We start from the raw sequence: 24479 nt of genomic DNA, 5'->3' as shown, positions 1-24479 counted from the left end.
GATGGAGATCCTCTTCGCGTCTGGTATCTTTCCACCACAGTCCGGAGGGCCGGCAACGTTTGTACCCGAAATCGCGACGGCTTTTACGAACCGCGGACACACGGTTTCGGTCGTCACGAACGGGAATCCAGCGCCGGAGACAGATGCGAAGTTCCCATTCGACGTCGTCCGGATACCGCTGAACGGTTGGGAAGGCGTTCGATTTTATAAACAGATTCGAACTCTGATCGGAGAAATCCGCCGCCGAGATCCCGATCTACTGTTCTCTAACGCCTTTGATTGGCAGTCCGCTATTGCTACCGAACTCACCGGTACCCCGTTCGTAGTCAAAGTTGTGGGTGACATGGCGTGGGAGAGGGCTACTGTCCGATACGATCTGCACGACGACATCGAGACATTCAACCATAACCGGTACAGCCCACGAATCGAAGCGATCCGTCTCCTCAGAACAGCCCAAACTCGTCTCGCTGACCGGGTTATCGTTCCGAGCGAATATCTCGCTGATCTGGTAGCTTCCTGGGGAATTCCACAAAGCCGAATCGTAACCGTGTACAACGCTATCGACCCGTCCATTGCACCGAAATCGGAGGACAGAGCCGACTTCCGGCTCATCACTGTCTGTCGGCTGGTGGACTGGAAAGGCGTCGAGGGACTGCTTGACGCCACGGCTAGACTCCGTGAGCAGTTTCCAGAAGCACAGTTGGATATCGTCGGTGATGGGCCTGCTCGTGGCCAGATAGCATCGTACGCGGAGCGAACGCTCCCGAGTGACGCCTACACGTTGCACGGCCGGTTGTCGCACGAGTCCGTCCTTGAGTTGGTCAGCCGGAGTCGCGTCTTCGCTCTCAACTCGACTTACGAGGGCCTTCCACACGTTGTCCTCGAAGCGATGGCCTGTGGAACGCCCACCGTTGTCTCCGACGCTGGTGGGAATGCAGAGGTCGTTATCGACGGCGAGACCGGGTACGTGGTCCCCCAGGGCGACGGTGAGGCCTTCGCGGACCGAATCGCCCGACTGCTCAGTGACGAGACTCGCTGGCAGTCGTTCAGCAACGCCGGCAGACGACGCTTGTCAAATGTCTTTGATCATGAACAGACTTGGGACCAGTACGAGGACACCTTGAGAAGGACAGTAACCGCGTCGGGAACCGAATCTGAACGGAGCATCGCACGGCTATAGGGATGAGTACTCGACTATTCGAACAGTGTGACCAGAAACTACCACGTATCCAGCACAAGTGGGGCAGCCACAAGATTTCGGCGGTACTCTCGGTATCGCTCGTGGTGGGTCTCACGTTCGTGACTCCGTTGTTGTACGCACTCTTCGATGTCCCACTCGTCGTCGGTGTCGTCATGGTCGGTGTAGGATACGGTGCGTCGTTGATCATACTTCGGGAGGTCACTCGCGGCGCGCTTCTGGCTGTAGTCGTCACTGCGACGTTCGGAGCTAATATCCCTCTCACCGACCGGGCGGTTTTCGGTGTGGTCGGCGACCTCGGGGCCGAGATTCACCTAGTGTACTTTCCGTTGGTGGTGATCACGGTCGCGACCGTGACACGCAACCGATTAAGAGAGGCTGGAATGCCGATGCCTGGAAAACTCCTGGGTGTATTTGTCCTGTGGATCCTGATCGCCGGGCTCGCGATCGATCCCGCTAGACCTGATGCTGTCGTGTTCGGCGCACTTTTTTATCTGTGTGCGCTAATATCGTTCGAAAAAGTCCGGCGGGTGGTCGCGAACGAACTGCTGTACGGACGATCGGTAATCATGACGCTCTGCCTGGCTGGGATCGGTCACACAATCATCGGTCTCGTCCAGTTCGTTACACAGAGCGGGTTCGGATACACGCAGCTAGGCGAGGGAAGTCCGGTCGTGACGGCGACGATTGGACTGGGACCAATGTCAGGACTCGCAATCGGCACGTACGTAAGCGGCTTCGCACGCTGGGAGTTGGGCACTGTTCTCGTACTTGTCGTGTGTGTGCTGGTCGGTTGGAGCTTACAAGCCCGGCGAAGTCGGGCGCTCGCTGCTGGCCTTGCAGCAGTACTCTGTGCGACTGTTGTCCGTCTCCAGGGATTCGACGCGAACCGTGGGGGGTTGCTGGTCGGTCTGGCGACGGTGGTGACGGTGGTACTGTACACAACGATTCGTCGTCAAGGACTTCCGATCTCGAACGGTCCATTGCGTCCCAGCTCCCTGTACGCGAAATTCGGTCGGCTTCTACTCTTCGTGGTGTTGGTCGCTATCACCCTGTATCCGTCGTCGGTGTCGGGCCAACAGCGGTCCGGGCCGGAACTCAGTGCTGGACGGGTTGAATCGCTCGTTGAGGCTCTCGGCGTAATATCGATACCCTTCTTCGATGCGTCGTCATTGCTACCGAGGTTAGAACAGACCGTTCAGGGACTCTTGATCGTTAGACCACACGTGCTAACCGGTATCGGTGCTGCCAACTGGAAGTACGTCCCGGAGGTAACGATGCGGTTACACAACGCGTATCTGACGCTCCTCGTCTGGACTGGTCTCGTTGGTGTTGTTCTGTACCTCTGCTCATTGTTACTGGCGCTTCGTCACGGGCGAGCGTTACTCCGTACCGTGGAAGACAAACTGTTATATGTCGGCCTGATAGCCGGTGTCGTGGGATTTTCTGCCAGTATCTTTTTCCGCCCATTCGATAGGTTGACACTTCTCGTACCGCTCTGGGTCGTGCTCGGTGTACTGGTTGGCGAGAGTCAGCGTATTGACCGTCTGTCGAATGGTTCGTGGGAACACGATGACTAATCGGAACGAACGCGGGCCGGACGAAAGGCAGTCGATATTGTACGTCGCTAACGCTCGCCTCCCCAGTCGGAAGGCACACACTCGTCAGATCGTACAGATGTGTGATGGGTTTTCACGTGCGGCAGCCGATATCGAATTAGTGGTCCCGAACCGGTGGCGGATTCCGGACGTAGAGACGGACTCACCCGAAGCATACTACGACACCGCATTCGAGTTCCGGTGGACAGCACTTCCCTGTCTCGACTTACTGTGGCTCGCACCTAGCCTCCCAGGAATAGTTCAGGCGCTGGCATTCTACATTGAGGTGATAACGTTCACCGTCGCCGCCGTTGTTTACACGCTCACGAGGAGGCCAGACGTCGTATACACACGTTCACTCCTCCTCGGAACAGTCGGTACTCTCCTTCTTCGATGTCCCGTCGTTCTAGAGGTTCATCGTGGTCCTCCCGGCGGAATCGTTGGACAAGTCGCCCAGCGTGGATTCAACCGGTTACATTACATCGTCGCCATCAGCGACGGGCTCCGCAGTGACTGGGATACTCGGACCGACACCCGAATCCTCGTAGCGCCAGACGCCGTTGATCCCGACCGGTTCGACATCGATAAAGTCAGAACGGACGTACGGACTGAGTTCTGTCTACCGACAGACCACCCTGTCATCACTTATGTTGGCAGTCTACAAGCGTGGAAAGGTGTCGATACGCTGATCGGGGCCGCACGGATGCTCACAGACGTCACTATCTGTATCGTTGGCGGCTGGGAGACACAACAAGCAGAGTTGCGGCGCCGTGCCGGCCCCATACCCAGCAACGTTCGTCTCGTGGGGCACGTTGAACCAGAGGTAGTCCCACGGCATCTTTACGCTAGTGATGTGTTAGTGATACCCAATACCGCGACTGATACACTGGCATCCCGTTACACTTCACCATTAAAACTGTTCGAGTACATGGCTGCCGAGCGCCCGATCGTCGCGTCTGACATCCCTGCAATCAGGGAGATTGTCGGTGAGCGAGAAGTGTATTTTGCTGCGCCAGACGATCCGGCGGCGCTCGCTCGGACAGTAGAGACTGTCCTCTCGGCGCCGGACGCCCCAGATCGCGCTCGTCAGGCGCGCGAGCGCGTCATCGAACTGCACACCTGGACACGACGCGCGGAGACGATCATGGCCGTACTCGATTCGTAGTTTCTCAACTGTCGATGTACCCGAGATCGGCGAGTTGCTCACGCATCGCCGGCGAGTACGTTCTGTCTGATTCTGTGGCTGTATCATCGGTATGGTCCTCCATCCACGTCTGGAGGGTGTTGCGCAATGCAGCGGCTGTTTCGGGTCGGTCAGCAGTCAGGTCACTCTTTTCGTCTGGGAGCGCGTACAGTCGCTCGTCGCCCCCCTCTTCGCGGACAAGACGAAATTCGTCGGTCCGGATCGAACTACACTCGCCCTCGTGGAACGGTCGCATCTCGTACTCCGGGTTATACGTTTGATACGGTTCGAGGTCGGTGCGGTGATGTTGACTGACTGCGAACGTTCTCTTATCTGTCTCCAGATTGATGCCTTGGACACCCTCGGTATCTGCCCCGATGGTCGCTAAGATTGTCCGGAGTACATCGGCGTGTTGGACAACGCTCGACGATCGGTCTGTGGGGAGTTTGAGGCCGGAGACGGCCAGCGGGACCCGGGTCAACTCGTCTCGGAGGACGAATTTATGTCCCATGAGCCCGTACTCGCCGAACAGTTCGCCGTGGTCGGCCGTCACGACAACAACAACCGGTCTGTCGGACATCGAGCGAACGTCGTTGAGCAAACTACCCACTTGTTGGTCTGTGTACCGTATCTCCGCGTCGTACATCGACCGAATCGCCGCCAACTCGCCGTCATCGAGTTCTGTCCCCGTTGCAATCAACCGCTCAACGTTCCTGTGGACATTCATCGATATCTCTCCCGCTGACCGTGGTGATTCCGCCAGGGAATCGGTGTAAGCGTCGATGTAGGAGAGTGGAGGATAGTACGGTCGGTGTGGTTCATTGTAATGGAGGTACGCGAAGACGGGGCTGCTCTCGAGAGTTTCCGATAGCCAATCCCTCGCGGCATGGTTCAGTAAGTATGGCGTCGCGTGTTTGTAGGGGTCACGTTGCAACCCGGCGGAATGTCGACGTATCGAGAGGGCGTAGCCGACGAGATGTCTCGGGCTAACCGTCCCCAGTAGCGTCGACGGGTGAATCCAGGAGAACTGGTCGAAACCCTGGTCGAGACCTGTTTCCGCGCTTACGTACCGGTTCGAGGAGAAGCCTCCGGTAGCATAGCCCACGTCTCGAAACCGCTGTGGGATCGTTTTGGTGCCTTCAGGGAGTCGTGAGCGTTCGTATCCGAGCCGGTGCCAGGTGGGGTACGTTCCGGTCAGAATAGACGCAGTGGAGGTGAGCGTGTACTTACCGTGTGCGAAACAAGACTGGAAGTAGCGTCCTTCTTCGGCGATCGAACGGACAGCGGGTGTCGTGTCCCGTCGGTAATCTTCCATTGACGTGTGGTCGGCCCGCACACTGTCGAGAGTAATCCAGATGACGTGGGGGCGACGCGACATGGTTCGTGGATAGGGTGACAACTGGTATATAATTGTCTCAACAGCGAATCACGACTGTACGTGCAGGGCCAAAATTATATTCACGGATCGGATACATGAACCGGATGAACAGATCAGTGCACGATTTAGTAGTGGGAGACCGATAATGATGCTGTCTCCTGCCGGAGGGCGACTGTGCACGTTCTGATGATGACCCAACGAGTGGATCCGGAACACGACGTTCTCGGGTTCACTGTCGACTGGATAACGGCACTTGCCGAGCACGTAGAGCGCCTCACTGTGTTGACCGCGTACGAAGGGTCACACGACCTTCCCGAGAACGTCTCGGTTCGAAGCTACGGGAAAGAACGTGGGTTCGCTAAACCCCGTCGTGTAATGGAGTTCCAGCGTCATTGCTTGGCGCTCCGGCGTGAGGGAATCGATTCCGTCTTCGCGCACATGATTCCACAGTACGTCCTTGCCTCCTGGCCGGTGCTGGGGAGGTCCTGTCGGTACGTGATGTGGTACGCACATGGTACGATCGGATGGGATACACGCATAGCACACAGGCTCATAGACGTTGTGGTAACCGCGACCCCACAGAGCTTCAGACTCCCGTCGGAGAAGGTGTTCACTGTCGGCCACGGGATTGATATGGAGCGGTTTACTCCAGGGACGGTCGACTCGGTCCGTGGGCGCCTTCTTAACGTCGGTCGTATAGCTCCGGTAAAGAACACGCACCGGCTCGTTGAAGCGGTCGGTATTCTCCGGGACCGGGGCCGGCCGGTCGAACTACGTCTCGTCGGAGGGCTCTCTCGTGCTGACAGAGCGTATCTCACAGAGGTCCGAACAACCATCGACGACCTGGGTCTCGGCGACCGCATCGAACTGGTCGAGTCAGTGCCACACGACCAGATAGTCGACGAGTATCGTCGTTCCGGCCTGTTTATCAGTGCGAGCCAGACCGGGAGTCTGGACAAAGTGGAGGTCGAATCCATGGCCTGCGGAACACCACCGATATGTTGTAACGACGCCTTCCTCGAACTCGTCACGGAGTCGTCACTGGAGAGCGACCAGCTGACGTTCCCGCCCGGCGACGTAGCAACGCTCGCCGATAGAGTTGAGGGGGTGCTCGATTTAGCCGAGAGAGAATACCACGGGATCGCGACCAATTGTCGGGAAGTGGTCGCGACTAACCACAGTGTCGACGCGCTGATGGAGACTGTTGCCGGCCATCTTCGTGGATCTGTTTGCGTGTGATCACTGTATACTGAGGAAGTCGACGTACGACTCCACCAGATCCTCACGCTCGAAGCGGTCGGCGAGCTGGCGTTGGGCTGCCTGTCCGAACGCTGTCGTAGCGCCCGCATCGGTCAGTACTGTCTGGACGTAAGCAGCAAGTTGGTCGACGTCCTCGGCGATAAACCCACTCTCGCCGTGGCTGATATTATCTTTCGCACCAGCGAACGGCGTCGCGACGGTCGGGAGTTCGTTGAGGCCTGCCTCGACGATCACGCGACTAGTTCCTTCGTAGTGCGAAGTGATGAGGAACACATCAGCGAGGTCGTACAGTGCTGACAGGGTCTCTCGATCAACCCATCCTGGCATACGAATAACGTCTCTCATACCCTGTTGCTCAAATCGTCGGCGGACGTCGCTGTGGAGCGGACCGTCACCGGTCAGGACGAACACAGGAGAGCTGTCCATGGAGGTATAGACTCGCTCGGCGACAGCCATCCACGTTGCAAAGTCCTTCTGTTCGACGAACCGTCCAGCGAACAGCACGACCGGTCTGTCGCCGAAGTCGAACTCTTCGCTGACTTCGGCCCGGCGTTCCGCGGTCGTCTCACCCACCAACGACTCGGTGTCGATACTGACCGGCGCGACGACGACCGGGATCTCCTCGTCCACGAGCCGCCGGATTTTGGTACGTTCGTGGAAGGTTCCGACGCGAATCGCATCCGACCGCGGCAAGCAAAAGCGTGCAATTCGATCGAATACCCGATGTTCCGGCGTTCGTTCTATCCACTCGGCGTTGTTGAGGAAGTCGATGTGGACCTGTGTGTGTAATCTCACACCGAACCTACGTTTCAGCAGCCATCCGATCAACCCCGTTGCGAATGGTGTCTGTGTCGTCACGACATCGTACTCCCTCGTTGAGAGTTCACGGGCAGCGAGACGGTAGGCATCGTAGAGATAGTGGTAACGCGATCGGGATCGGGTCGGAACGACGGACAACGCGCCATCGTGAATCTCTGTTTCTACCCTTCTGTCGGTCTTGACGACAACTGTGTACTCTTCCAAACGCTCGGCGTACGCCTGCTGTCGCTGTCTGGGTTCGCCGTCGTCGGTGAGAATCGAATTATCGAGACTCAGCGACAGTACTCGCATAATAGCACCGTCGGGACCAGCATAACTAAGGGTGTCGTCGGCGCTCTCCTCGCAGCTACGTACCGAGACCGTCCGAAACACCAAAACCGCAACCAGGAGACTATCGAACGAACAATCATGAAAGCGAGTCCGCGGGTGAACTGGGTGACGCGTCACGTGGACGGGGATAGGATTCTAGACGTGGGATTCGTCGGTGAATACGAGGAGAGTCTCGTTCATCGGAATATTCAACGGAACAATCCGTCGGCGTCCGTCGTTGGAGTAGATATAAAAGAAGATTTGCACGAGCGGACTGACAGCACGAAGTCGGTCAGGGGAGACGCCGAGCGTCTACCGTTTACTAATCGATCGTTCGATACAGTCGTCTTCGCTGAGGTGGTCGAACATCTCGTCGATCCTGTTCCCGTACTTCGGGAGCTTCGCCGTATCCTCGTCCCAGGCGGACGGTTAGTACTCACAACCCCGAATCCAATGGGATTGTACCGATACCTCCGATGGTACCTGTTCGATGCGTCGCTCGATGCTGATCGCTTCCTTGGAGCCGATGATCACGTCCAGTTCATCGACCCTTTCTCGCTCCAATCGCTGCTGCGGGCGCTAGGTTACCGCACTACCGAAACTACATTCCGTAACGTCTCGGTACCGAAACTCCCGACGCTGCCGGACTGGAGCGTGTTGACTCGGTTCCCGATCGTTCGTGGGGGTTCTTACACCTGCCTGATCGCGGTTCGTGACGACGAGAGCGACGTATAAAACGATAAATGCGCCAACAGCCATTACTAAACGATGGCAACTACTGTCTCCCTCGTCGCCGGCGGGGCGGGTTTTCTCGGGAGTCACCTGTGTGAGTCGCTATTAGATGCCGGCAATGAGGTCGTGTGTGTCGACAACTTCGGGAGTGGGAGACGGACGAACATCTCGCACTTAGTGGACGACCACCGATTCCAGAGTATCGAAGCCGACATCCGCGACGCGGTTACATTACCCCCAGCAGAGGAGGTCTACCACCTAGCCTCACGAGCGTCACCTGCCGATTTTACTGACTTCCCGGTCGATATCGCTCTCACTAACACACGAGGGACGCGGAATCTTCTGGACTACGCTGTCGCGACGGACGCACGTATGGTTTATGCGAGTACGAGCGAGGTCTACGGTGACCCGGAAGTCTCACCACAACCTGAGACGTACAATGGCAATGTCAATATCCGCGGCCCGCGTGGCTGCTACGACGAATCGAAGCGGTTCGGCGAAACGCTGACAGTTGCGTACCGAGACGAGTACGATGTAGACATTCGAACCGCCCGTATCTTCAATACCTACGGGCCACGGATGCGACCCGATGACGGACGGGTCATCCCAACGTTCGTCTCGCAGGCACTCCACGACGAGGATTTGACTGTCTACGGTGATGGTTCACAGACACGAAGTTTCTGCTATGTCACGGACCTGGTCAACGGGTTGCGGAGCCTGATGGAGACTGACGGGTTGGCCGGCGAGGTCATCAACTTGGGCCGTGAAAACGAACGGACCATCCACTCACTCGCGGACATGGTCATAGATATGTGTGATGCAAACAGTACGGTGGTCTACGAGAAACTTCCGGAAGACGACCCCTTACAGCGACGCCCGGATACACGGAAAGCCGCCGACCTGCTCTCCTGGCAGGCAGACACCACGCTCCAGTCGGGGCTTGAATTGACCATCGAGAGCTTTCGCGGGGACCTGTTCGCGGAATGAACAGCCGCTACGTCCGGTATCCAAGTGCGTCGAGTCGGTCCGTGACCGTCCTTTCGTCGACCGACACAGTATTGACCGGTGGGTCGGCAACTATCTCGCGTCGTTCACCGTTAGTATAAACCAACCACGGTACCGTGACCAATTCGTCGACGTAGATACCGTGTGGGTGGCCCCACATACGGACCGGAATCGGCCACACCCGCTCGCCAAGAAGATGACCGTGGTCAGCCGTTACCACCGTCTTCCCATCGACTGTCTTCAGGAGTTTTTCCACCGCCGGAAGCGCCACTTCCACGTTTCGATAGTACGACTCCCGAAGCGCGTCCGGATCGACATCTAACCGACCGTCAGTGTAGGCTCGATACGGGTTGGCGTCGGTCTCGAGTGTCTCGTCTGCCGGGTTCATGAACGGGATGTGTGGCTGTGTGTAGTGGACGATGAGTCGCTTCTTCGGGAACCGACGTGCCGTCTGTATAGCGTACTCTGTGGTTCTCTCCGGCGGGACACAGTGACGGCCGTCGGACGCCCACCAGTAGTTATCGTCGTCCTGCCAAAGGTTTACGACCGCGTGCAGACTGAACTCGGAAGGGTTGGCGACACGATGAAGTTGTGGCGTAGCGGTGACATACACTACGTCAGTCAAATCCCGATCGAGGAAGTTCCCTCGCAGGAACTCGACAGTCATGGATCCCCTAGACTCCCTTGCCTCCAGTCTCCCAGGGAGGTCGTACCTCTCAAGCGCCTCGTGCCGACACGCATCAAGGATGACCAACGTATCCCACCCCTCCTCGAAAACGTCGACCCCAGCCGGGTTCATCGACCGACGGTAAAGCCGCGTGTGGTACGCCCGATTCGCTCTTTCGATCCACTTTCGGGCCCACTTCCTAGCCGACCCCGCTCGAATCATCGTCTCAGACGAGATTCGTGTTTCCGGGTCATAGGTAACCTAACGCGTCTAGATTCTCTGTGATGTCGTTCCCGTCGATGGTCGATTCGTCGAAGGCTTCGAACTCTGGGCTATGGGTCCCTGTATCCTCTGCGGTGGTTTCAGTCCATGGAACACGTTTGACTCTCGGGTGGGGAACTCCGTATGGATGCTTGTAAATGCCGAATTCGCCCAGCGCCTCCCCGTGATCGGCAGTCAGAGCGACGTTGTCAGCGTCGATGTTTCGGATGAGCGTACGAACGTGGTCCAATCCGAGTCTGAGATTGTCGAGATACGCTTCCCACACCGCGTCGATTGTCGTTTCGCCATCACGGAGTGCCGTCGGGAACGTATGTGCCTGGTGCGGCCCCAACTCCGTCTCCGGGTCGACGCCACCGATGAAGGGGTAGTGTGGGACAGTGTAATGGACCACGAGACGATCGAAATCGTGTTCGCGGCCAACAGCGATCGCCCGGTCAGTGACGATGTGTGGTACCTGGGTCGTCTCTGGGTGATATCTGGTCTCGGGCTCTCGAACAGGGTAGAGCCAGACGTTCTCGATGCGACCGAATGCCGACTCCGGAACCGTCCGCCATTCAGGCCAACCGCGGTACAGGTGCCGATAACTTTCCTTGACTAACTCGAAGTCCGCACCGTCGATATCGATATCTGTGTGCTGACGAGCGGTGTCGACTGTATCGTACGTCTGAATTCGCTCGGTGAAAATCCGATAGGTCCAGGCTGAAGGGGAGATGTAGGCAGTCTCGGCTATCTCCTGACGGTATCGCTCGGTGAACGTCTTGAGCAACCATTCACCGGTAAAACTGCCAACAGATGTAGTCGATTCTACCTCTCCGATAAAATCATACTCCGGAGCCACTGTTCGCAGGGCATCGACACGGCACGAGTCGAGAACGATCAAGACATCCCAGTCGCGTTCGTAGACGTTCGTCCCTAGCGGATACCGGGAGGTAACCGTGTTCAGGAGTGGGAGATACATGTCATATCGGACATCCACGGGAAGACGCTGCGCCGTCCGGAAGACACTGTTGTAGAGACGGTCCCGCAACGAACAGTGGGAGAACACGCGGGTCGATACAGGTGCGAACTCAATAACCGTATCGGTCGGCTCAATCGTCACAGAACGAGTCAAAACAGTTTTTTTCGCCTCCACACGAGTATATGCCCATGCTAGAGGAGATACGGTACGTCACCGTCGCGGAGACGGTCAGCCGGCTCTCCTCATTCGTCGTGATTCCGCTGTTGACGCGTTCGCTTGCTCCCGCGACATTTGGAACGTACAAATCGATATTTCTCGCCGTCGCGGTGTTCCTCATAGTGAAAGGGTTCGTCAACGGTGGCCCCTTGCTTATCAAACATGTCCCTGAAATGGATGAAGAGGGGAGACGGACTCTCATCGCAGGGACGACTGTACTAGTGGCAGTGGCCGTTACGCTCGGGTTTTCTCTTTTGCTCGGAACCGCCATGACGATACTTTTTGGCCGCTATTTCGCAGGGCTGGAAGGGTTTTTCCTCACAAACCTCCCGATTATCGGGGCTGTATTCGCCCTCGTTCCTGCGTACAACCACGGCTTGAAGATCACCCGGGCTTGTGACGAGTTCCAGTTGTATTCGGCGGGTAAGTTACTGCGAGAGGCCTCTTTCACTCTCTCGATCGTCGTCCTGGTACTGACGGAAACGATAACTCTTGGAACGGCCCTTGTTGCATACTTCGTGACCACGGCCGTGGCTGTCGTGGTTCTGTACTGGTCTCTTCGTAGATACGTATTTGTCAGGCCCGACTTCGACGTTGTTTTCGAGTGTCTCAGACACACGTCCCTCCCGCTTGCACCAAATGTGGTAATAAAAAGAGCCACGTCACAAGTCCCCGACGCAGTGGTTTTGGCTGCTTTCGGGCCGTCGGTGTTTGCGGCGTGGGCAGTCGCTTTCACGTTCAATTCGCTGTTCTCGCTGATCAGTAAACCGCTGACACAGGTCCTCTGGCCCAAAATAAGCCAGCGGTACGCCGAAGACGCGCCGGTCGGCGAACTGTTGACACAGTACTACCGGGTGACCTCGTTCATTGTAGTGCCAGCTGTCGTCGGTGCGACTGTCCTCGGACCGGCTATCATCAGAGAGGTATTCGGCCCTGACTACCTCTATAGAAGCAGTGTGGTGGCGATTCTCGTCGCGACGTTTGGTCTACAGGTGATTGACTCGTTATCCAGCCCAATATTTGTTGGCTCTGACCAGGCACGATACACCACGTACGTCGAGTCGGGAAAAGCAGTAATCCAACTGGTGTTCGTTCTCATCGGTGCGTTCGTGTTCGGCTCGCTCGCAGTCATCGCGCTGGGCTATCTCCTGCGAATGGTTATCGGGTTGTGCGTGTCCCTCTGGTATCAGATACGGACGACTGATCTGCGACGGCCGAACCTGACAGCGGCCGGCCTGGTCCTCGCCGCTAACGTGGTGATGGGTGCCTCGGTATTTTCGATGGGTCAGTACGTAACGGGACCCGTCTCGCTTTTCACAGCCGTCGGTCTCGGCGTTCTAATTTACGCTGGTGCACTGTACGGGAGCGGGGCTCTGACCGAACAAGATATAAACCTTCTGCGGCAGTTCCTTAGAGTGTAAATGTGCCCGCAATAGCGGCACACCTTCGAGGAAACCTGAAATGAGCGACCGACCGACCGTCGTCTGTATCGTTCTGGACACCGTCCGTGCACAGAGCCTAACCTCCGCTTTTACCCCGACGATCGACGGTATCCTTGATCGAGCTGTTCGGTTTGAGCGCGCCGTGGCCCCTTCCCCCTGGACTGCGCCCTCCCACGCGGCGATGTTTACTGGGCTCACAACCGCTGAACACGGTGTAAACTGTGTGAACCAGCGCTTTGACCCTCCAGTCGAGCCGCTTCCAGCGCTTTTTCAGAACGCCGGGTACCACACCATCGGAGTTTCGAACAACCCCTACATCAGTCGCGAGTTCGGCTTCGATGTGGGGTTCGACGATTTCCACGACAATCCTCGATTCCTGTACGATGACGGGCTGGATTTGGGTACTATCGCGGAAGGTAGAGCCCTGAAGTACGCCGATACAGCTCGCCGAGTACTGACGCATGATAACCCGAAGAAATCAATTGCTAACGTCGGATACCATCTGCAGCAGCCAGCCGATAACGGCGCCGACCTGTCAGTTGAGCGGGCAACGCGCTCCGCAGGCGAATCGAACCCGGAGTTTCTGTTCGTCAATTTGATGGAGGCACACGCGGAGTATTGGCCGCCACAACCGTATCGTAGGAAGCACCTCGCAGGCGACATTACCGACAGTGCTGCGCGGGATGTCGAGCAGTTTCACTGGGCGTATCTACTCGGGGACGAGCAACCGACGGACGGGAAGTGCCAGATACTTCGGTCGCTGTACCGCGGCGCTATCGCCTATCTCGATAGTATCGTGACCCGCTTGCGCTCCGAGGTCTACACTGACGAAGAGTGGAAAAACACATTCCTGATTATTCTCGGTGACCATGGCGAGTCTTTTGGCGAACATGGGTACTTCAATCATATCGGGCACGTAACCCAACAGACTCTCCATGTACCACTTATCATCGCACCCCCTGATGGGTGGTGGCAGTCGAGGTCAGTCGAGACACCTGTCAGCCTGCGGTTGTTGTACGATATCTGTGAGGCGATTGCCGCGGGCGACGGACGAAGCGCCCTCGAACGAGGACTCGATTCGCAGGTTCCACCTGTGGCCGAGTACACAGGGTTGCAAAACGATATCGATCACCTGGCCGAGACGTACAACGTCCCGGAGTCCGAATTGGCTCGGTACGATCAAGCCAGACAGGCGACGATAGTCGGGAAGTACATCTATGTGAGAAACGGAAAGACGGCGGATGTGGTATATCGATGGGGTGACACGGACTCGACGTACACGCCGGAGTCAGTACCGGATGTAACTGCCAGGGCTCGAAAACGACTCGAAGACCGGCTCGGTCCGGTTGAGGGATACGACCTCGGAGAACGGTCCACAGTCGGCAGCGCGACCGAGAACCGTCTTGAGTATCTGGGCTACCGCTGAGAGCATGAAGACGGCGACACACACACCAGGAACACGGTGGCATACACATGGCTTGCTCGTCGGAGGACCCGTACCAGCACGTACAATAAACTGAAATCACATAATCGATGGACATTTGCGTACTCACTGATCGGTACCCCACGCACAATTCTCGGGGAGGTGCTGCTGTCATCGCCAGGCAATTGGCGAACGAATACGCCGCCCGGGGGCATGATGTACACGTAATCGCTTCATCCCAAGACACCGACTCGCCGGGCTCCGACGAGCCAGCCACCGTCCACACAGTCACAGCCCCGGAGCACACCCGGCTGCGTGCTTACTACGGATTATACAACCCGTATACTGTCGGCCAGGTCGGAAAATTACTGGACTCTATAGATCCGGATGTCGTGCACGCACACAACGTCCACGAGTTCCTCTCATATCACACACTGAAAATTTCGAAAGAGCGTGGGGTTCCAGTGGTGCTAACATTCCACGATACTATGAGTGTCGCGTACGGGAAGATGTCGGGGTTCGCAACGGCCGACCACGACCCAGGTGAAATGGTTCCCGAGTCGGATTACCGACTCGGGGTCACCGACCGAATTCGGCAGGCAAAGCTCGGATACTTCCCGCTTCGGACGCCACTCAACCGTCGATACATCAATAGATACACCGATGCCAGAGTCGCCGTCAGCGGGACACTCAATCGAGCGCTAAGAGCCAACGGCATTGAGGGCGGGGAGGTAATCCACAACGGTGTCGACGTGGATACGTTCGCTGGAGGTGATGGAGAGGCCCTCCGTGAGAAACTCGGGTTGAGTGGCACACGGATTGTTCTGCACGCCGGACGTGTGGGGAGAATGAAGGGAAGCGTAGCGCTGGCTAGAGCGGTTTCGGAGGTAGCATCGAACGTCGGTAGCACGGCGCTGGTCGTAACTGGTGGGACGGAGGTCGACTGGATTAGACGAGCAAACGGTGTGGACGGAGAACTGATACACGAAACCGGATGGCTCACCCGCGAGACATTGATAGATGCGTTTCATATGGCTGATGTGGTCGCGACCCCATCGATGTATCTCGACCCGTTCCCCACTGTAAACATCGAGGCTATGGCTGCCGGAACTTCAGTTCTCACCTCTTGCTTCAGCGGCGGCCGTGAGGCCGTCGTCGATGGCGTGACGGGAGTCGTCACGAATCCGCTCGATCAGAACCGATTCGACGCGGATCTTCAGATGTTGTTGGCCGAGACGAATCGACTCCCGGCGTTCGGAGCACGAGCGAGAGAGTGTGCTGTTGACCGGTTTTCGCTCGCAGACGTGGTTGACGAGTACCTCCGCAGGATGCGGGTGTTGACGGGCTGACAACGGAGTCAGAGCCATACGACACCGGTCCCAAATACGTATTCCCCTCCGAGGCGTGGTGCCCCGTGAACGATCTCTGTGGTTTCGTATTCTCTGCTCACCTCTTCCCAGAAGCGTGATACGCCCTCGTTGTACTGCGTGTCATGGATAGCCAGTACCCCTCCGTCCGAAACCAAGGGCTCGTACATCTCGAAGTGACGTCTTACTCCTGTGTACGACTTGTCCGCGTCAATAAATACAAAGTCGACACTTTCGACGTGATCCGTGACGGCTGTCCGTGTCGCCTGAGCGTGGGCGTCTCCTCTAATACAAACCATCCGCTCGTCAACGAACGAGGTGAGAAACGTCGGATTGACCGATGGGCCGGGGTCGGCGTCAGCCGGAAGACTGACCGAGACAGCGGTTGAGAGCGTATCGAACTCCCGGCACCAGGTGTACAGCGTCCCGCCACGTGCGGTCCCGACTTCCAGTATACGCTCAGGATTGTTCGCCCTGACCAGCTCGACCACCGCAGCGAGTTCCCTGCGACTCTGCATCGGTCTGATACTGTGTTGCTTCCCGACCCCCACGAAGTCGAACGCAGTCTGGATGGAATCGAGAGGGGCCTTCTCTCGTCGTCGCCGACGGTGGAGTAGCCAGACAGAGAGGCGGGTCGAGAGGCGCTCGCCCAAGACGATGCCGAGTAGATATCCGACCAGTACTTTGCCCATCAAGCCGATCTCGTCCCTGTCGAAGTCCGCTTTCCTGAACGGGAGAACATGACCGAACAGGAAGCTCCGCCCCAGACCAGCTATACGAACCGCGAGGGTCTTTGGGCCGTCTTCTCGGAGGATGGCGAGCGCACGAGAGACGAGCGAGTCAGACATACGAATAGTCAATATACCGGAGACAAAGCATCTATCGGAAGTATATATAACCGAAACGGACATGAACGCGGACACCATATCGAGTTCGCGAACTTCCCCATGGACATCGTAGCCCTCACACCGGGCCTCGGAACCACCTCGGGGTGGAAAACGTTCTCAAAGGCGGTTCTGGAGCGACTTCAAACGACTGACCACGTCACGCTCGTGGACGATTTACCCAGCCCGCTCGCCATGCAGTCGTCCCCAACGGCAGTGCTCAAGGCTACTCAACGGGTTCGGGCGCTTGCGAAGGATGCAGACATCGTCTACTCATTCATCGCGTACCCCTACTCACTGGTCGCTTATTTGGCGACCCGGTGGATAGAGACCCCGTACGTGGTCTCTTGTCATGGGACATACGCTGTGCGGCCATTGCACACAAAACACCGCGTTCTCGCAACTCGAGCGCTCTGGTGCGCCGACCGATTGTTCCCGGTTTCCGAGTTCACAGCGGCCCAGATCTGCGAGACCCTGGGACAGTTGGAAACGATCACTGTTGTCCCGAACGGTGTCGACCAATCACCGAACCGGGCCGCCCCATTCGATATCGATGCCCAGGTGCTGTTGACTGTCGGGAGTATAAAACCACGTAAGGGACACCATCGGGTCATCGAATCGCTCGAACGCGTCGTCAGAACGGTTCCGGATGTCGAGTACCACGTGGTTGGCGGCGGTATTGACGGTCAGTACCAACGACAGGTCGAAGGAATCTCCCGTAATCTTGACGTGGCTGACCGTGTCTACTTCGAGGGGCGAGTATCCGAGATGGAGCTAGCCAAGTGGTTCGAGACGGCTGACGCGTTCGTCATGCTCCCACAATATGTCGACCACAGTTTCGAGGGGTTCGGTATCGTCTATCTGGAAGCTAATCAGTATGGTGTTCCCTCGGTGGGCCTGACCGGTACTGCCGCGGCCGAAGCCGTCGCACACGACCAATCTGGGTTACTCGTTGAGGATTCTCCATCTTCCGTCGGCGCAGCCCTCCAGAAGATACTGACAAACAATCGACTTCATTCTCGGCTCTCTTCGGGGGCTCAGTCGTGGGCCGCGGCACATACTTGGGACCGGACCGTCTCGACGATACGGGACGAGATGGTATCTGTCGTCAACGAGTAGTGCAATTCCTCACACACGTGCTGTTTGCCAGGGTAACGGCCAATAGAGAGAGGCGGGAATCTGTAATCCAGATGAGCGATGGGGTGATCGGATGTCGGGGTCCACAGGAAACGGGGCTCCGAATCTCGTGGGTGCCTCGTCAACGGCGTCCAGTACGGCAGGTGACTGTCCTCAGGAGTTCCGAACCAGCGGCTCGTACCACTCGCGGTTCTCCTGGTACCAGTCGATGAACTTCGAGACGCCCTCCCGGATCGTGTGGGAGGCTTCGTAGCCCAGCAGTTCGCTCGCACGCTCCGTGCTCGCGTGGGTGTGCTCGGCGTCGGCGTCGTGGCGCTCCTCGTAGACCAGCTCCAGCTCGGGCGCCAGCTGGTCGCGGATCTCTTCGGCCAGCGTCTTGATCTCGATGTTGTCCGTCGAGCCGATGTTGATCGCCTGGCCGTCGGCGGCATCCTCCTGCAGCAGGGTGACGTTCGCCTCCAGCACGTCCTCGATGAAGGTGAAGTCCCGGGTCTGTGTCCCGTCGCCGTAGATGATCGGCGGCTCGTCGTTCATACACCGGGAGACGAAGTTCGAGATGGCCATGTTCGGGCGCATCCGAGGGCCGTAGACGGTGAAATAGCGCAGTGCGACCGCGGGGAAGCCGTACACCTCGCTGTAGGAACAGGCGTAGCGCTCGGCGGCGAGTTTCGAGGCACCGTAGGGCGAGACCGGCGTCGTCGGGTGTTCCTCGTCGTAGGGGAGGTACTGCGGGACGCCGTACACCGACGAGGAGGAGGCCATGACGAACCGCTCGATGCCCTCGTCACGACAAGCGTCGAGCAGGTTCAGCGTGCCGTCGACGTTGACCTCGTCGTACTTCCGGGGGTTCTCGACGCTCGGGCGGACGCCGGCCTGGGCCGCCTGGTGATAGACGTAATCGGCGTCGGCGACGAGGTCGGTCACGAGGTCGGCGTCGCGAACGTCGCCCTCGACGAACTCGTAGCTGCCGTCGCTGGCGTCGGCCGCTTCCCGGCCTGCCTGGATGTTGTGAGACTTGATGTCCAGATCGTAGAACGGGTCCTTGTTGTCGAGGACGACGACATCGTGGCCGTCGCCCGCGAAGCGCTCGGCGAGGTGGCCGCCGATGAAACCCGCACCGCCAGTCACGAGGATTCTCATTATCAGAAACGGCTCGGGGAGACGACAAAAATCCGTCGGGTCCGTCCCTACTCGCTGACTGCGATGTTCTCGGCGGCGAGTTCCGGATCGACCTCGCCCTGGAGTCGTTCCTCGGCCTGGTCGCGGTCCTCGGGGTAGCCGATGTCGTTGCGCCAGCCGTCCATGCGGATGGCGTCGATGGTCCGGCCCGAGTGCAACAGGAGGTCGACGGCGTCGCTGATCTCGTACTCGCCGCGATTGGAGGGCTGGACGAGATGGCAGGCGTGGAAGATGGCCGGCGTGAACGTGTAGAAGCCGGTCATGACGAGGTTCGACGGCGGGTCCTCGGGTTTCTCGACGACCTCGGTGATCTCGCCGTACTTGTTGGTGTCACAGACGCCGTAGCGAGAGGCTTCCTCCCAGGGGACTTCCTCGACGAGGAAGGCCGCGTCGGCGCGTTCTTCTTGCTGTCGGTTGACGACATCGTGGAGGTTCGCCTCGAAGATGTTGTCCCCCAGCATCAGCATGAAGTCTTCGTCGATCTCGTCCTCCACAGTGAGGAGGGCGTGGGCCAGCCCCTTCTGCTCGCGCTGGTGGGTGTAGGTGATCGGGACGCCCTCGTACTCGTCCTCGAAATGGTTGATGATGACCTGTTTCTTGTAGCCGACGACGACGAGCAACTCGTCGGCGCCGAGGTCGATGAGCTTCTCGAAACAGTGTGCGAGGATCGGTTTGCCGGCGACCTCGACCATCCCCTTGGGTTTGTCTTCTGTGAGTGGGCGCAGTCGGGTGCCTTCGCCAGCGGCGAGTACGACAGCCTTCATACATTTATATGGTTCGGCCCCCAGTAAAACTCTTGTCGCCTTCACCGATTCGACAAGGCTCGCGTCGCACCGCTGGTCTGCTGCCTGCACCACCGGCTGATGGCCCACAGACCTGGGGCGCCGTCGAGGGTCCACAACAGCGTCGTTGCGACAAAGAAATAGTACGCTGATCGGATGTCCGGGATCGTTCAGATATATAAATACAGGTGGTTCCATCCCCACATATCCAACCTTGGAGAAACGCACCGCTAGAAGAGGATGATCTGAGAAACTGAGCACATAGATAGGGGTCGACGCAGGCGTCACGTACGCGGACGCTACGTGCCGCGGCGAAGACGCCGTCTGTGGGTTCCTCAGGCGATTTCGGCCGAACACCCATGACGCTCACATGCGAACCTCACTGAAACCTGATCACTCACAAGGATACGAAAACCCATAGACGGAACCATCCTTGGACGCTCTCGTTCTGCAACTGGTATGGTTTCTGGTTTGTTTTCAGACGCTGTGATATTCAGGGTGTACTTCGAATCTCGTCCGTTAGCACCGTTGTTGGCCCGCTCTGGGTAGTTCACGCTTGTTCACCTCGGTGGCGCCACGCGCACTTCCCCGTGGGACAGGCCTGTTCTAGTCACTCTCTCCTGTCTCTGCATCCCTCCAAGCGGGGCGGTTTTCCAAGGTTGGTCTCAGCGATCACTCCGAGCAATTCATCCACCCGTTTTGACTTCTAACTATCTCTTTTCCCAACAGGTATTCCCATTCTCGGTCGTGATTAGCGAGTATTTGAGTACCCACCCCGGAAAAATCCATGTCGCCAAGTGACGTGTTGCATCGACTGACCCAGTTCTCTAGACGGAGCCAGCCGAGTGCCTCGGGGCTTGCCCTCGTGGTGGCTTGCCCTGCTTGCGGGGATGAGACACTCTGGATCATGAACACTACCGGCGCGTATTGTGACGCCGAATCTGACCCTTTTCGGTCACTCAGTCCGACTCGGTTTTTGCCTCCGCGACCATATCCCGCACCTGCTCGACAGTGAACATCCCCGTACACCCGTCTGTCTCGATTCGGAACTGATCCGCCGGCGTGCTCTCAGCATACGTCTTCTCGACGCGGGGATTCCCATCCAAAGGATCGTTCAACGCACCTAACACTCTGTGGGCCTCTGCGTGAGACATCGTGATCCAGAGTGCCTCATCCGGATCACAGGCAGCCATCTTATCGAAGTCCTCGGGGACCGCTCGTCGGAGGTCGTGATTGACCCGCTCTGCTTCGAGTGTAATCCGAATCCGCCCCTCCTCGTCCAACCCGACGACATCGATTCGATGTCGATCGTACGCACTCGCCTCTTCTTCTAAGTCCTCACTATTGCCGCCCATTGCACTCGACGCAGACACGACCGTACTCTCTCGCTCGTCGAGTTCGAAATACGGGACGACCTCGACGACCGGTGATTCCTCGTTTTCCTGATAGTGCATCAGGAGATATTGCCTGCCCACTTCCACGGCAAGGACGTGCTGGCTCGTCTCATCTAAGTCGCCCTTTCCGTGACCGTAATCGACACCCTTGCGATAGTGCTCACCAATCAGGGTTCGACCCGATGGCGTCACCGAATACAAACGATGTGGTCGATCTGTATCGTGTTTGAGTAGCTCCGCATCGATTAGATCCGTCACAGCCTCACTCCCGATATCGAGGTACTCTTGGAGGCGAATCATGCTGTCGTACAGCAGGTCATACTCCAGCGGGTCATATCGGAGTTGCTGGGCGTTGTACACTGCCTGGACGAACATGAGTTGTCTCTCGGTGAACTCGGTTACCTCCCGTTCGTCCGGTGTCAGCTTCAGGTTCACCTCACAGATCGGGACATCATCCGTATCGAGTTCTTCGAGGACGGCACAGCACTCGATGGCCCGATGCATTCCCGACCTATCCGGGTCATAGCGACTCTCACACTCCGTACAAAAGAGCGCATGCACGTCACCGTCGTATCGAACCGTCTCCGGTAGTCGATTCGTATAGGGCAGCGCGCTATCGACGCGTTCTGGGCCGGCCGATTCGTCGTCCGAACGCTCGACTGTGTTCGGTTCGGCCAGCCCCAGTCCGACAGTGGTTTCGATGCGCTCTGTGAGCGCTGTGGTGGCTTCCTCGAAACCCGAACGGCGTGGTGCCGTTCTTGCTGCGGGATGGCCGCTCGGTGGCGTGAGAGAGCGGGCCAGAAACGGCTGGGGTTCGTCTTCATCGAACGCCGCAGGTAGCGAGACCAACCACTCCCCACGGCGGAGTGCACGGAGCCGATTCCCGACATCGCGCGCGGTCATCTCGTCAGTGGCCAGGCGCTTCGCCAGCCGTTCGTCGACAGCGACGTTGCCCGTCACGATCGTCGAGACGTTGTTCAACACCTCCTGATAGGCTCGCTCGCTTTGCTCACGGAGCTGGGAGGGAAACTGCATGGCGAGCGTGACCGAACATTCGAAACTCCGTGACTGAGAGAGGAGTTCCGAGAGTAGTGAGGAATCTGCAATGCTCGCAGCCTCTTCGAGGTAGCAATTAACCAGTGGGAGGTCTGCGTTCTCTCGATCGGCTTCACTCTCAGCTTGTTCTTTCGCTCGGCGTTTCAGTGCCGACCAGAGGTTCGAGATAATCAACAGCGTGAGCGCTTGCTGGGACTCACTTCGTAACCCACCCGTATCGAAGATGATCACGACATCCTCATCCAAATAGTCGAAGAGGTCGAACTGTGGCTCCTCGCTGTCTTCGCCCCGTTCGGGAACGTGATTGAAGATACGAGCCAGACGGGGATTGACCGGAATCTTCTCGATTCGGTTTGCGACCCCCTGCATAATCTCGTCGAAGGTCCGGGCTCGATTGGCCACGACGCCGGCCAGCATCCGCTCTAAGTCCTCATCCGAGACTGGCGGTGCGCTGTTGCGGTCGTGCATCTCCTGAACCGCGCTGTGAAAGTCACGGTGGCTAAAGGCCTCCTCGCCACTGACTGGATCGAACATCGCTTTGAGCATGTAGCGGATGATATCGGGCGAGCGAACGGCCTGCTCGAAGCCTTCTCGACCCATCAGTGCCACGAGTATCTCGATATAGTGCTCGACGCGGTCCTCGACCGCCGCTGTCCGCGTAATGCCCGAATCGAGTTCATCACGGATATCGAAAAACGAAAACGCTGGCAGGATATCGGCACAATCGAAGTACAGCACGTTCTCTAGGCTCCCGTAGCGCTCGTAGTGCGCTTGCATATACTCTTGGGGCATTCCATCGCCTTTCGAGTCGATCAGGATGTCAGCGCCGTCTGTGGCCTCGTGGTTATCCAGCACTGCAGTGTTGAGACTCGTTGACTTCCCGGAGCCGGTCTTTCCGAACCACGCGAGGTGCAGTGACTGAAGATCCGGTGGAAGTGAAATGTGCTCTGGCTCGGGTGTATTGTCCTGCGTGAGTGGATGGCCGATTGGCAGCCCCTGCGTTCGATAGTGTGTGAGTTGGTTCTCTGGTGGGTGGCCCATGGGCTGGCGCTCGCCCGGCGTGGCAGTGAGTGAACGCCGTCCTGACGCCGTGAGGGCAGCGCCATCTACCAGACAGAAACTTCCCACCTCACTCGCATCGGCGACGAGCAGCGGCGAGGATGGATTCGACCACGGCAACGTTCTCAAGAGCCCCCCGTTTCGGGTGTTCTCACGGAAATCCGCGGCTTCGATATCCTTGTGAATGTCGAGTGCGGCCTCCCCAGTCAGAACCCGTCCAGCCAACTCGTAGGTCGTCCGGTTCAGGTGGGTGAATGCTGTTGCGAGATCACGAGTAACGGCAGTCGGTGATGCGCTCGTGGTTTCGCCTGGAGCTTCGGTTCCCACGACTGCTCGACAGTTGATCTCGAAGGAATGTCGCGGATCCCGCTCTGTGAGTTCCCTGAGGCGCTGTTCGTCCGAGGCCGTGAGATGGTCGACACCCTCCTCAGGCGGGCCAAATATTGCATTTGTGAGCGTCCCACCGAGTGTATCCGTCCCCTCTTCGAGAGCGAGCCGGCGTGTCTCAAGTTCGGGTGACCAGTCCGGTTTTGCTCGGATGAGCGTCTGAAAGACCACGGGGTAGGGACTGTTCGCAATCGTTTCTGTGACACTCGTCAGTGGGAGGTGTGTCTGCTCGCTTTCGTAGAAGTGAGCAACAGGCGTGAGACAGGTTTGCCAGTCACGACGATGTGACGTGTGGCGTTCGTATTCGATGGCAGCAGGTGCTTCGCTGGGGGCTGTCTCGGCCGATTGGCTTGCACTCTCCCCCGAGAGCAGGTGTGCCCTGGATAGTTGGACCCGTTCGAACGCATAGGCAGTCGGAAAGAGTCCTCTGAGAGCGCCTTCGAGTGCCTCAAGCGTGTCAGACGGGACGGATCGGACGTAGTATGAGAGTTCGTCCTGATTCCCAACCAGTAGCCATTCGAGCGTCGGTGGCTCGTCGGATTGGAAGAGACCACCGAGGAAACCAGTCGAGTCCGTCGGACTGTCGAGACGATGGAGGCGACGCACATGCGTCTCGACGTTGTCCGGATCAAGTGGGGTCGTTGCTGGCTGGATTCGAATATAGGTATCTGTCGAGTCTGCAGGAACAGGCAGTGTCTCTGAAGGTGGTGGAGTCTGCGTCATTAGTACTGAATACGCTCCAGTTGCTGAACGGAACTATAACG

18 protein-coding genes are annotated in these 24479 nt (G+C 57.8%); 10 read left to right on the top strand and 8 right to left on the bottom strand.

Going from position 1 to position 24479, the window contains the following annotated elements:
- The first annotated feature begins 1 nt into the window (after position 1).
- From P1L40_RS06580 to P1L40_RS06570, 3 genes are all read left to right on the top strand, one after another.
- Positions 2-1180: a glycosyltransferase family 4 protein gene (locus tag P1L40_RS06580; protein WP_284010530.1), complete on the top strand. Its 1179-nt coding sequence runs from the start codon at positions 2-4 to the stop codon at positions 1178-1180.
- 104 nt (positions 1181-1284) lie between these two features.
- Positions 1285-2778, top strand: coding sequence for a hypothetical protein (locus P1L40_RS06575; protein WP_284010529.1), 1494 nt, complete (start codon positions 1285-1287; stop codon positions 2776-2778).
- Between the two features lie 139 nt (positions 2779-2917).
- Positions 2918-3961 carry a glycosyltransferase family 4 protein gene (locus tag P1L40_RS06570; protein WP_284010528.1) on the top strand — a complete coding sequence of 348 codons (1044 nt, stop codon included), beginning with the start codon at positions 2918-2920 and terminating at the stop codon, positions 3959-3961.
- Positions 3962-3965: 4 nt separating this feature from the next.
- Here the strand turns inward: P1L40_RS06570 and P1L40_RS06565 are convergent, their stop codons facing one another.
- Positions 3966-5294, bottom strand: a complete 1329-nt coding sequence (locus tag P1L40_RS06565) for a sulfatase family protein (RefSeq protein WP_284010527.1) — start codon at positions 5292-5294, stop codon at positions 3966-3968.
- A gap of 237 nt (positions 5295-5531) precedes the next feature.
- Here P1L40_RS06565 and P1L40_RS06560 point away from each other — a divergent pair, with 237 nt between their 5' ends.
- Positions 5532-6596 (top strand): glycosyltransferase family 4 protein, encoded by a 1065-nt coding sequence (locus P1L40_RS06560; RefSeq protein ID WP_284010526.1) that lies wholly within the window; start codon positions 5532-5534, stop codon positions 6594-6596.
- On the opposite strand, the gene P1L40_RS06555 is transcribed toward P1L40_RS06560, so the two are convergent.
- Positions 6597-7727, bottom strand: coding sequence for a glycosyltransferase family 4 protein (locus tag P1L40_RS06555; protein ID WP_284010525.1), 1131 nt, complete (start codon positions 7725-7727; stop codon positions 6597-6599). It abuts the gene before it with no gap.
- Between the two features lie 117 nt (positions 7728-7844).
- On the opposite strand from P1L40_RS06555, the gene P1L40_RS06550 reads away from it, so the two are divergent.
- Positions 7845-8480 carry a class I SAM-dependent methyltransferase gene (locus tag P1L40_RS06550; protein WP_284010524.1) on the top strand — a complete coding sequence of 212 codons (636 nt, stop codon included), beginning with the start codon at positions 7845-7847 and terminating at the stop codon, positions 8478-8480.
- Between the two features lie 33 nt (positions 8481-8513).
- Positions 8514-9464 (top strand): NAD-dependent epimerase/dehydratase family protein, encoded by a 951-nt coding sequence (locus P1L40_RS06545; protein ID WP_284010523.1) that lies wholly within the window; start codon positions 8514-8516, stop codon positions 9462-9464.
- Positions 9465-9471: 7 nt separating this feature from the next.
- Here P1L40_RS06545 and P1L40_RS06540 read toward each other — a convergent pair whose 3' ends face one another.
- Entirely contained in the window at positions 9472-10281 is an 810-nt protein-coding gene (locus P1L40_RS06540) for an alkaline phosphatase family protein (protein WP_284010522.1), read from the bottom strand.
- A gap of 118 nt (positions 10282-10399) precedes the next feature.
- A complete protein-coding gene (locus P1L40_RS06535; RefSeq protein WP_284010521.1) occupies positions 10400-11530 on the bottom strand; it encodes an alkaline phosphatase family protein in 1131 nt (376 codons plus the stop codon).
- A 47-nt stretch (positions 11531-11577) separates the two neighbouring features.
- Here P1L40_RS06535 and P1L40_RS06530 point away from each other — a divergent pair, with 47 nt between their 5' ends.
- The 3 genes from P1L40_RS06530 to P1L40_RS06520 all read left to right on the top strand — a co-directional run bounded on the left by P1L40_RS06530 (position 11578) and on the right by P1L40_RS06520 (position 15819).
- A complete protein-coding gene (locus tag P1L40_RS06530; RefSeq protein ID WP_284010520.1) occupies positions 11578-13026 on the top strand; it encodes a lipopolysaccharide biosynthesis protein in 1449 nt (482 codons plus the stop codon).
- Positions 13027-13066: 40 nt separating this feature from the next.
- Entirely contained in the window at positions 13067-14473 is a 1407-nt protein-coding gene (locus tag P1L40_RS06525) for a sulfatase-like hydrolase/transferase (RefSeq protein WP_284010519.1), read from the top strand.
- Between the two features lie 182 nt (positions 14474-14655).
- Positions 14656-15819: a glycosyltransferase family 4 protein gene (locus tag P1L40_RS06520; protein ID WP_284010518.1), complete on the top strand. Its 1164-nt coding sequence runs from the start codon at positions 14656-14658 to the stop codon at positions 15817-15819.
- 8 nt (positions 15820-15827) lie between these two features.
- Here the strand turns inward: P1L40_RS06520 and P1L40_RS06515 are convergent, their stop codons facing one another.
- The gene (locus P1L40_RS06515) at positions 15828-16685 is read right to left on the bottom strand and encodes a CmcI family methyltransferase (protein WP_284010517.1); all 858 of its coding nucleotides are present in this window, start codon (positions 16683-16685) and stop codon (positions 15828-15830) included.
- A 99-nt stretch (positions 16686-16784) separates the two neighbouring features.
- Here P1L40_RS06515 and P1L40_RS06510 point away from each other — a divergent pair, with 99 nt between their 5' ends.
- On the top strand, positions 16785-17840 hold the full coding sequence (locus P1L40_RS06510; protein ID WP_284010516.1) for a glycosyltransferase family 4 protein: 1056 nt from the start codon (positions 16785-16787) through the stop codon (positions 17838-17840).
- Positions 17841-18011: 171 nt separating this feature from the next.
- On the opposite strand, the gene P1L40_RS06505 is transcribed toward P1L40_RS06510, so the two are convergent.
- The 3 genes from P1L40_RS06505 to P1L40_RS06495 form a co-directional block, all read right to left on the bottom strand.
- Positions 18012-18998 (bottom strand): SDR family oxidoreductase, encoded by a 987-nt coding sequence (locus P1L40_RS06505; RefSeq protein WP_284010515.1) that lies wholly within the window; start codon positions 18996-18998, stop codon positions 18012-18014.
- Positions 18999-19045: 47 nt separating this feature from the next.
- Positions 19046-19801 (bottom strand): UTP--glucose-1-phosphate uridylyltransferase AglF, encoded by a 756-nt coding sequence (gene aglF, locus P1L40_RS06500; RefSeq protein ID WP_284010514.1) that lies wholly within the window; start codon positions 19799-19801, stop codon positions 19046-19048.
- Between the two features lie 977 nt (positions 19802-20778).
- Positions 20779-24438 carry a TraM recognition domain-containing protein gene (locus P1L40_RS06495; RefSeq protein WP_284010513.1) on the bottom strand — a complete coding sequence of 1220 codons (3660 nt, stop codon included), beginning with the start codon at positions 24436-24438 and terminating at the stop codon, positions 20779-20781.
- Positions 24439-24479 lie beyond the last annotated feature (41 nt).

The organism is Haloarcula pelagica (genome assembly GCF_030127105.1).
In the GTDB taxonomy this organism is placed as follows: Archaea; Halobacteriota; Halobacteria; order Halobacteriales; family Haloarculaceae; genus Haloarcula; species Haloarcula pelagica.
The sequence above is the reverse complement of the archived record's forward strand: the minus strand, read 5'-3'. Positions and strand labels throughout refer to the sequence as shown.

Excerpts from the sequence above, each read along its gene's own strand:
- P1L40_RS06580 (WP_284010530.1), top strand. The coding sequence starts at position 2 with ATGGAGATCCTCTTCGCGTCTGGTATCTTTCCACCACAGTCCGGAGGG.
- P1L40_RS06565 (WP_284010527.1), bottom strand. The coding sequence starts at position 5,294 with ATGGAAGATTACCGACGGGACACGACACCCGCTGTCCGTTCGATCGCC.
- P1L40_RS06555 (WP_284010525.1), bottom strand. The coding sequence starts at position 7,727 with ATGCGAGTACTGTCGCTGAGTCTCGATAATTCGATTCTCACCGACGAC.
- P1L40_RS06550 (WP_284010524.1), top strand. The coding sequence starts at position 7,845 with ATGAAAGCGAGTCCGCGGGTGAACTGGGTGACGCGTCACGTGGACGGG.
- P1L40_RS06545 (WP_284010523.1), top strand. The coding sequence starts at position 8,514 with ATGGCAACTACTGTCTCCCTCGTCGCCGGCGGGGCGGGTTTTCTCGGG.
- P1L40_RS06540 (WP_284010522.1), bottom strand. The coding sequence starts at position 10,281 with ATGAACCCGGCTGGGGTCGACGTTTTCGAGGAGGGGTGGGATACGTTG.
- P1L40_RS06530 (WP_284010520.1), top strand. The coding sequence starts at position 11,578 with ATGCTAGAGGAGATACGGTACGTCACCGTCGCGGAGACGGTCAGCCGG.
- P1L40_RS06525 (WP_284010519.1), top strand. The coding sequence starts at position 13,067 with ATGAGCGACCGACCGACCGTCGTCTGTATCGTTCTGGACACCGTCCGT.
- P1L40_RS06515 (WP_284010517.1), bottom strand. The coding sequence starts at position 16,685 with ATGTCTGACTCGCTCGTCTCTCGTGCGCTCGCCATCCTCCGAGAAGAC.
- P1L40_RS06510 (WP_284010516.1), top strand. The coding sequence starts at position 16,785 with ATGGACATCGTAGCCCTCACACCGGGCCTCGGAACCACCTCGGGGTGG.
- P1L40_RS06505 (WP_284010515.1), bottom strand. The coding sequence starts at position 18,998 with ATGAGAATCCTCGTGACTGGCGGTGCGGGTTTCATCGGCGGCCACCTC.
- aglF (WP_284010514.1), bottom strand. The coding sequence starts at position 19,801 with ATGAAGGCTGTCGTACTCGCCGCTGGCGAAGGCACCCGACTGCGCCCA.
- P1L40_RS06495 (WP_284010513.1), bottom strand. The coding sequence starts at position 24,438 with ATGACGCAGACTCCACCACCTTCAGAGACACTGCCTGTTCCTGCAGAC.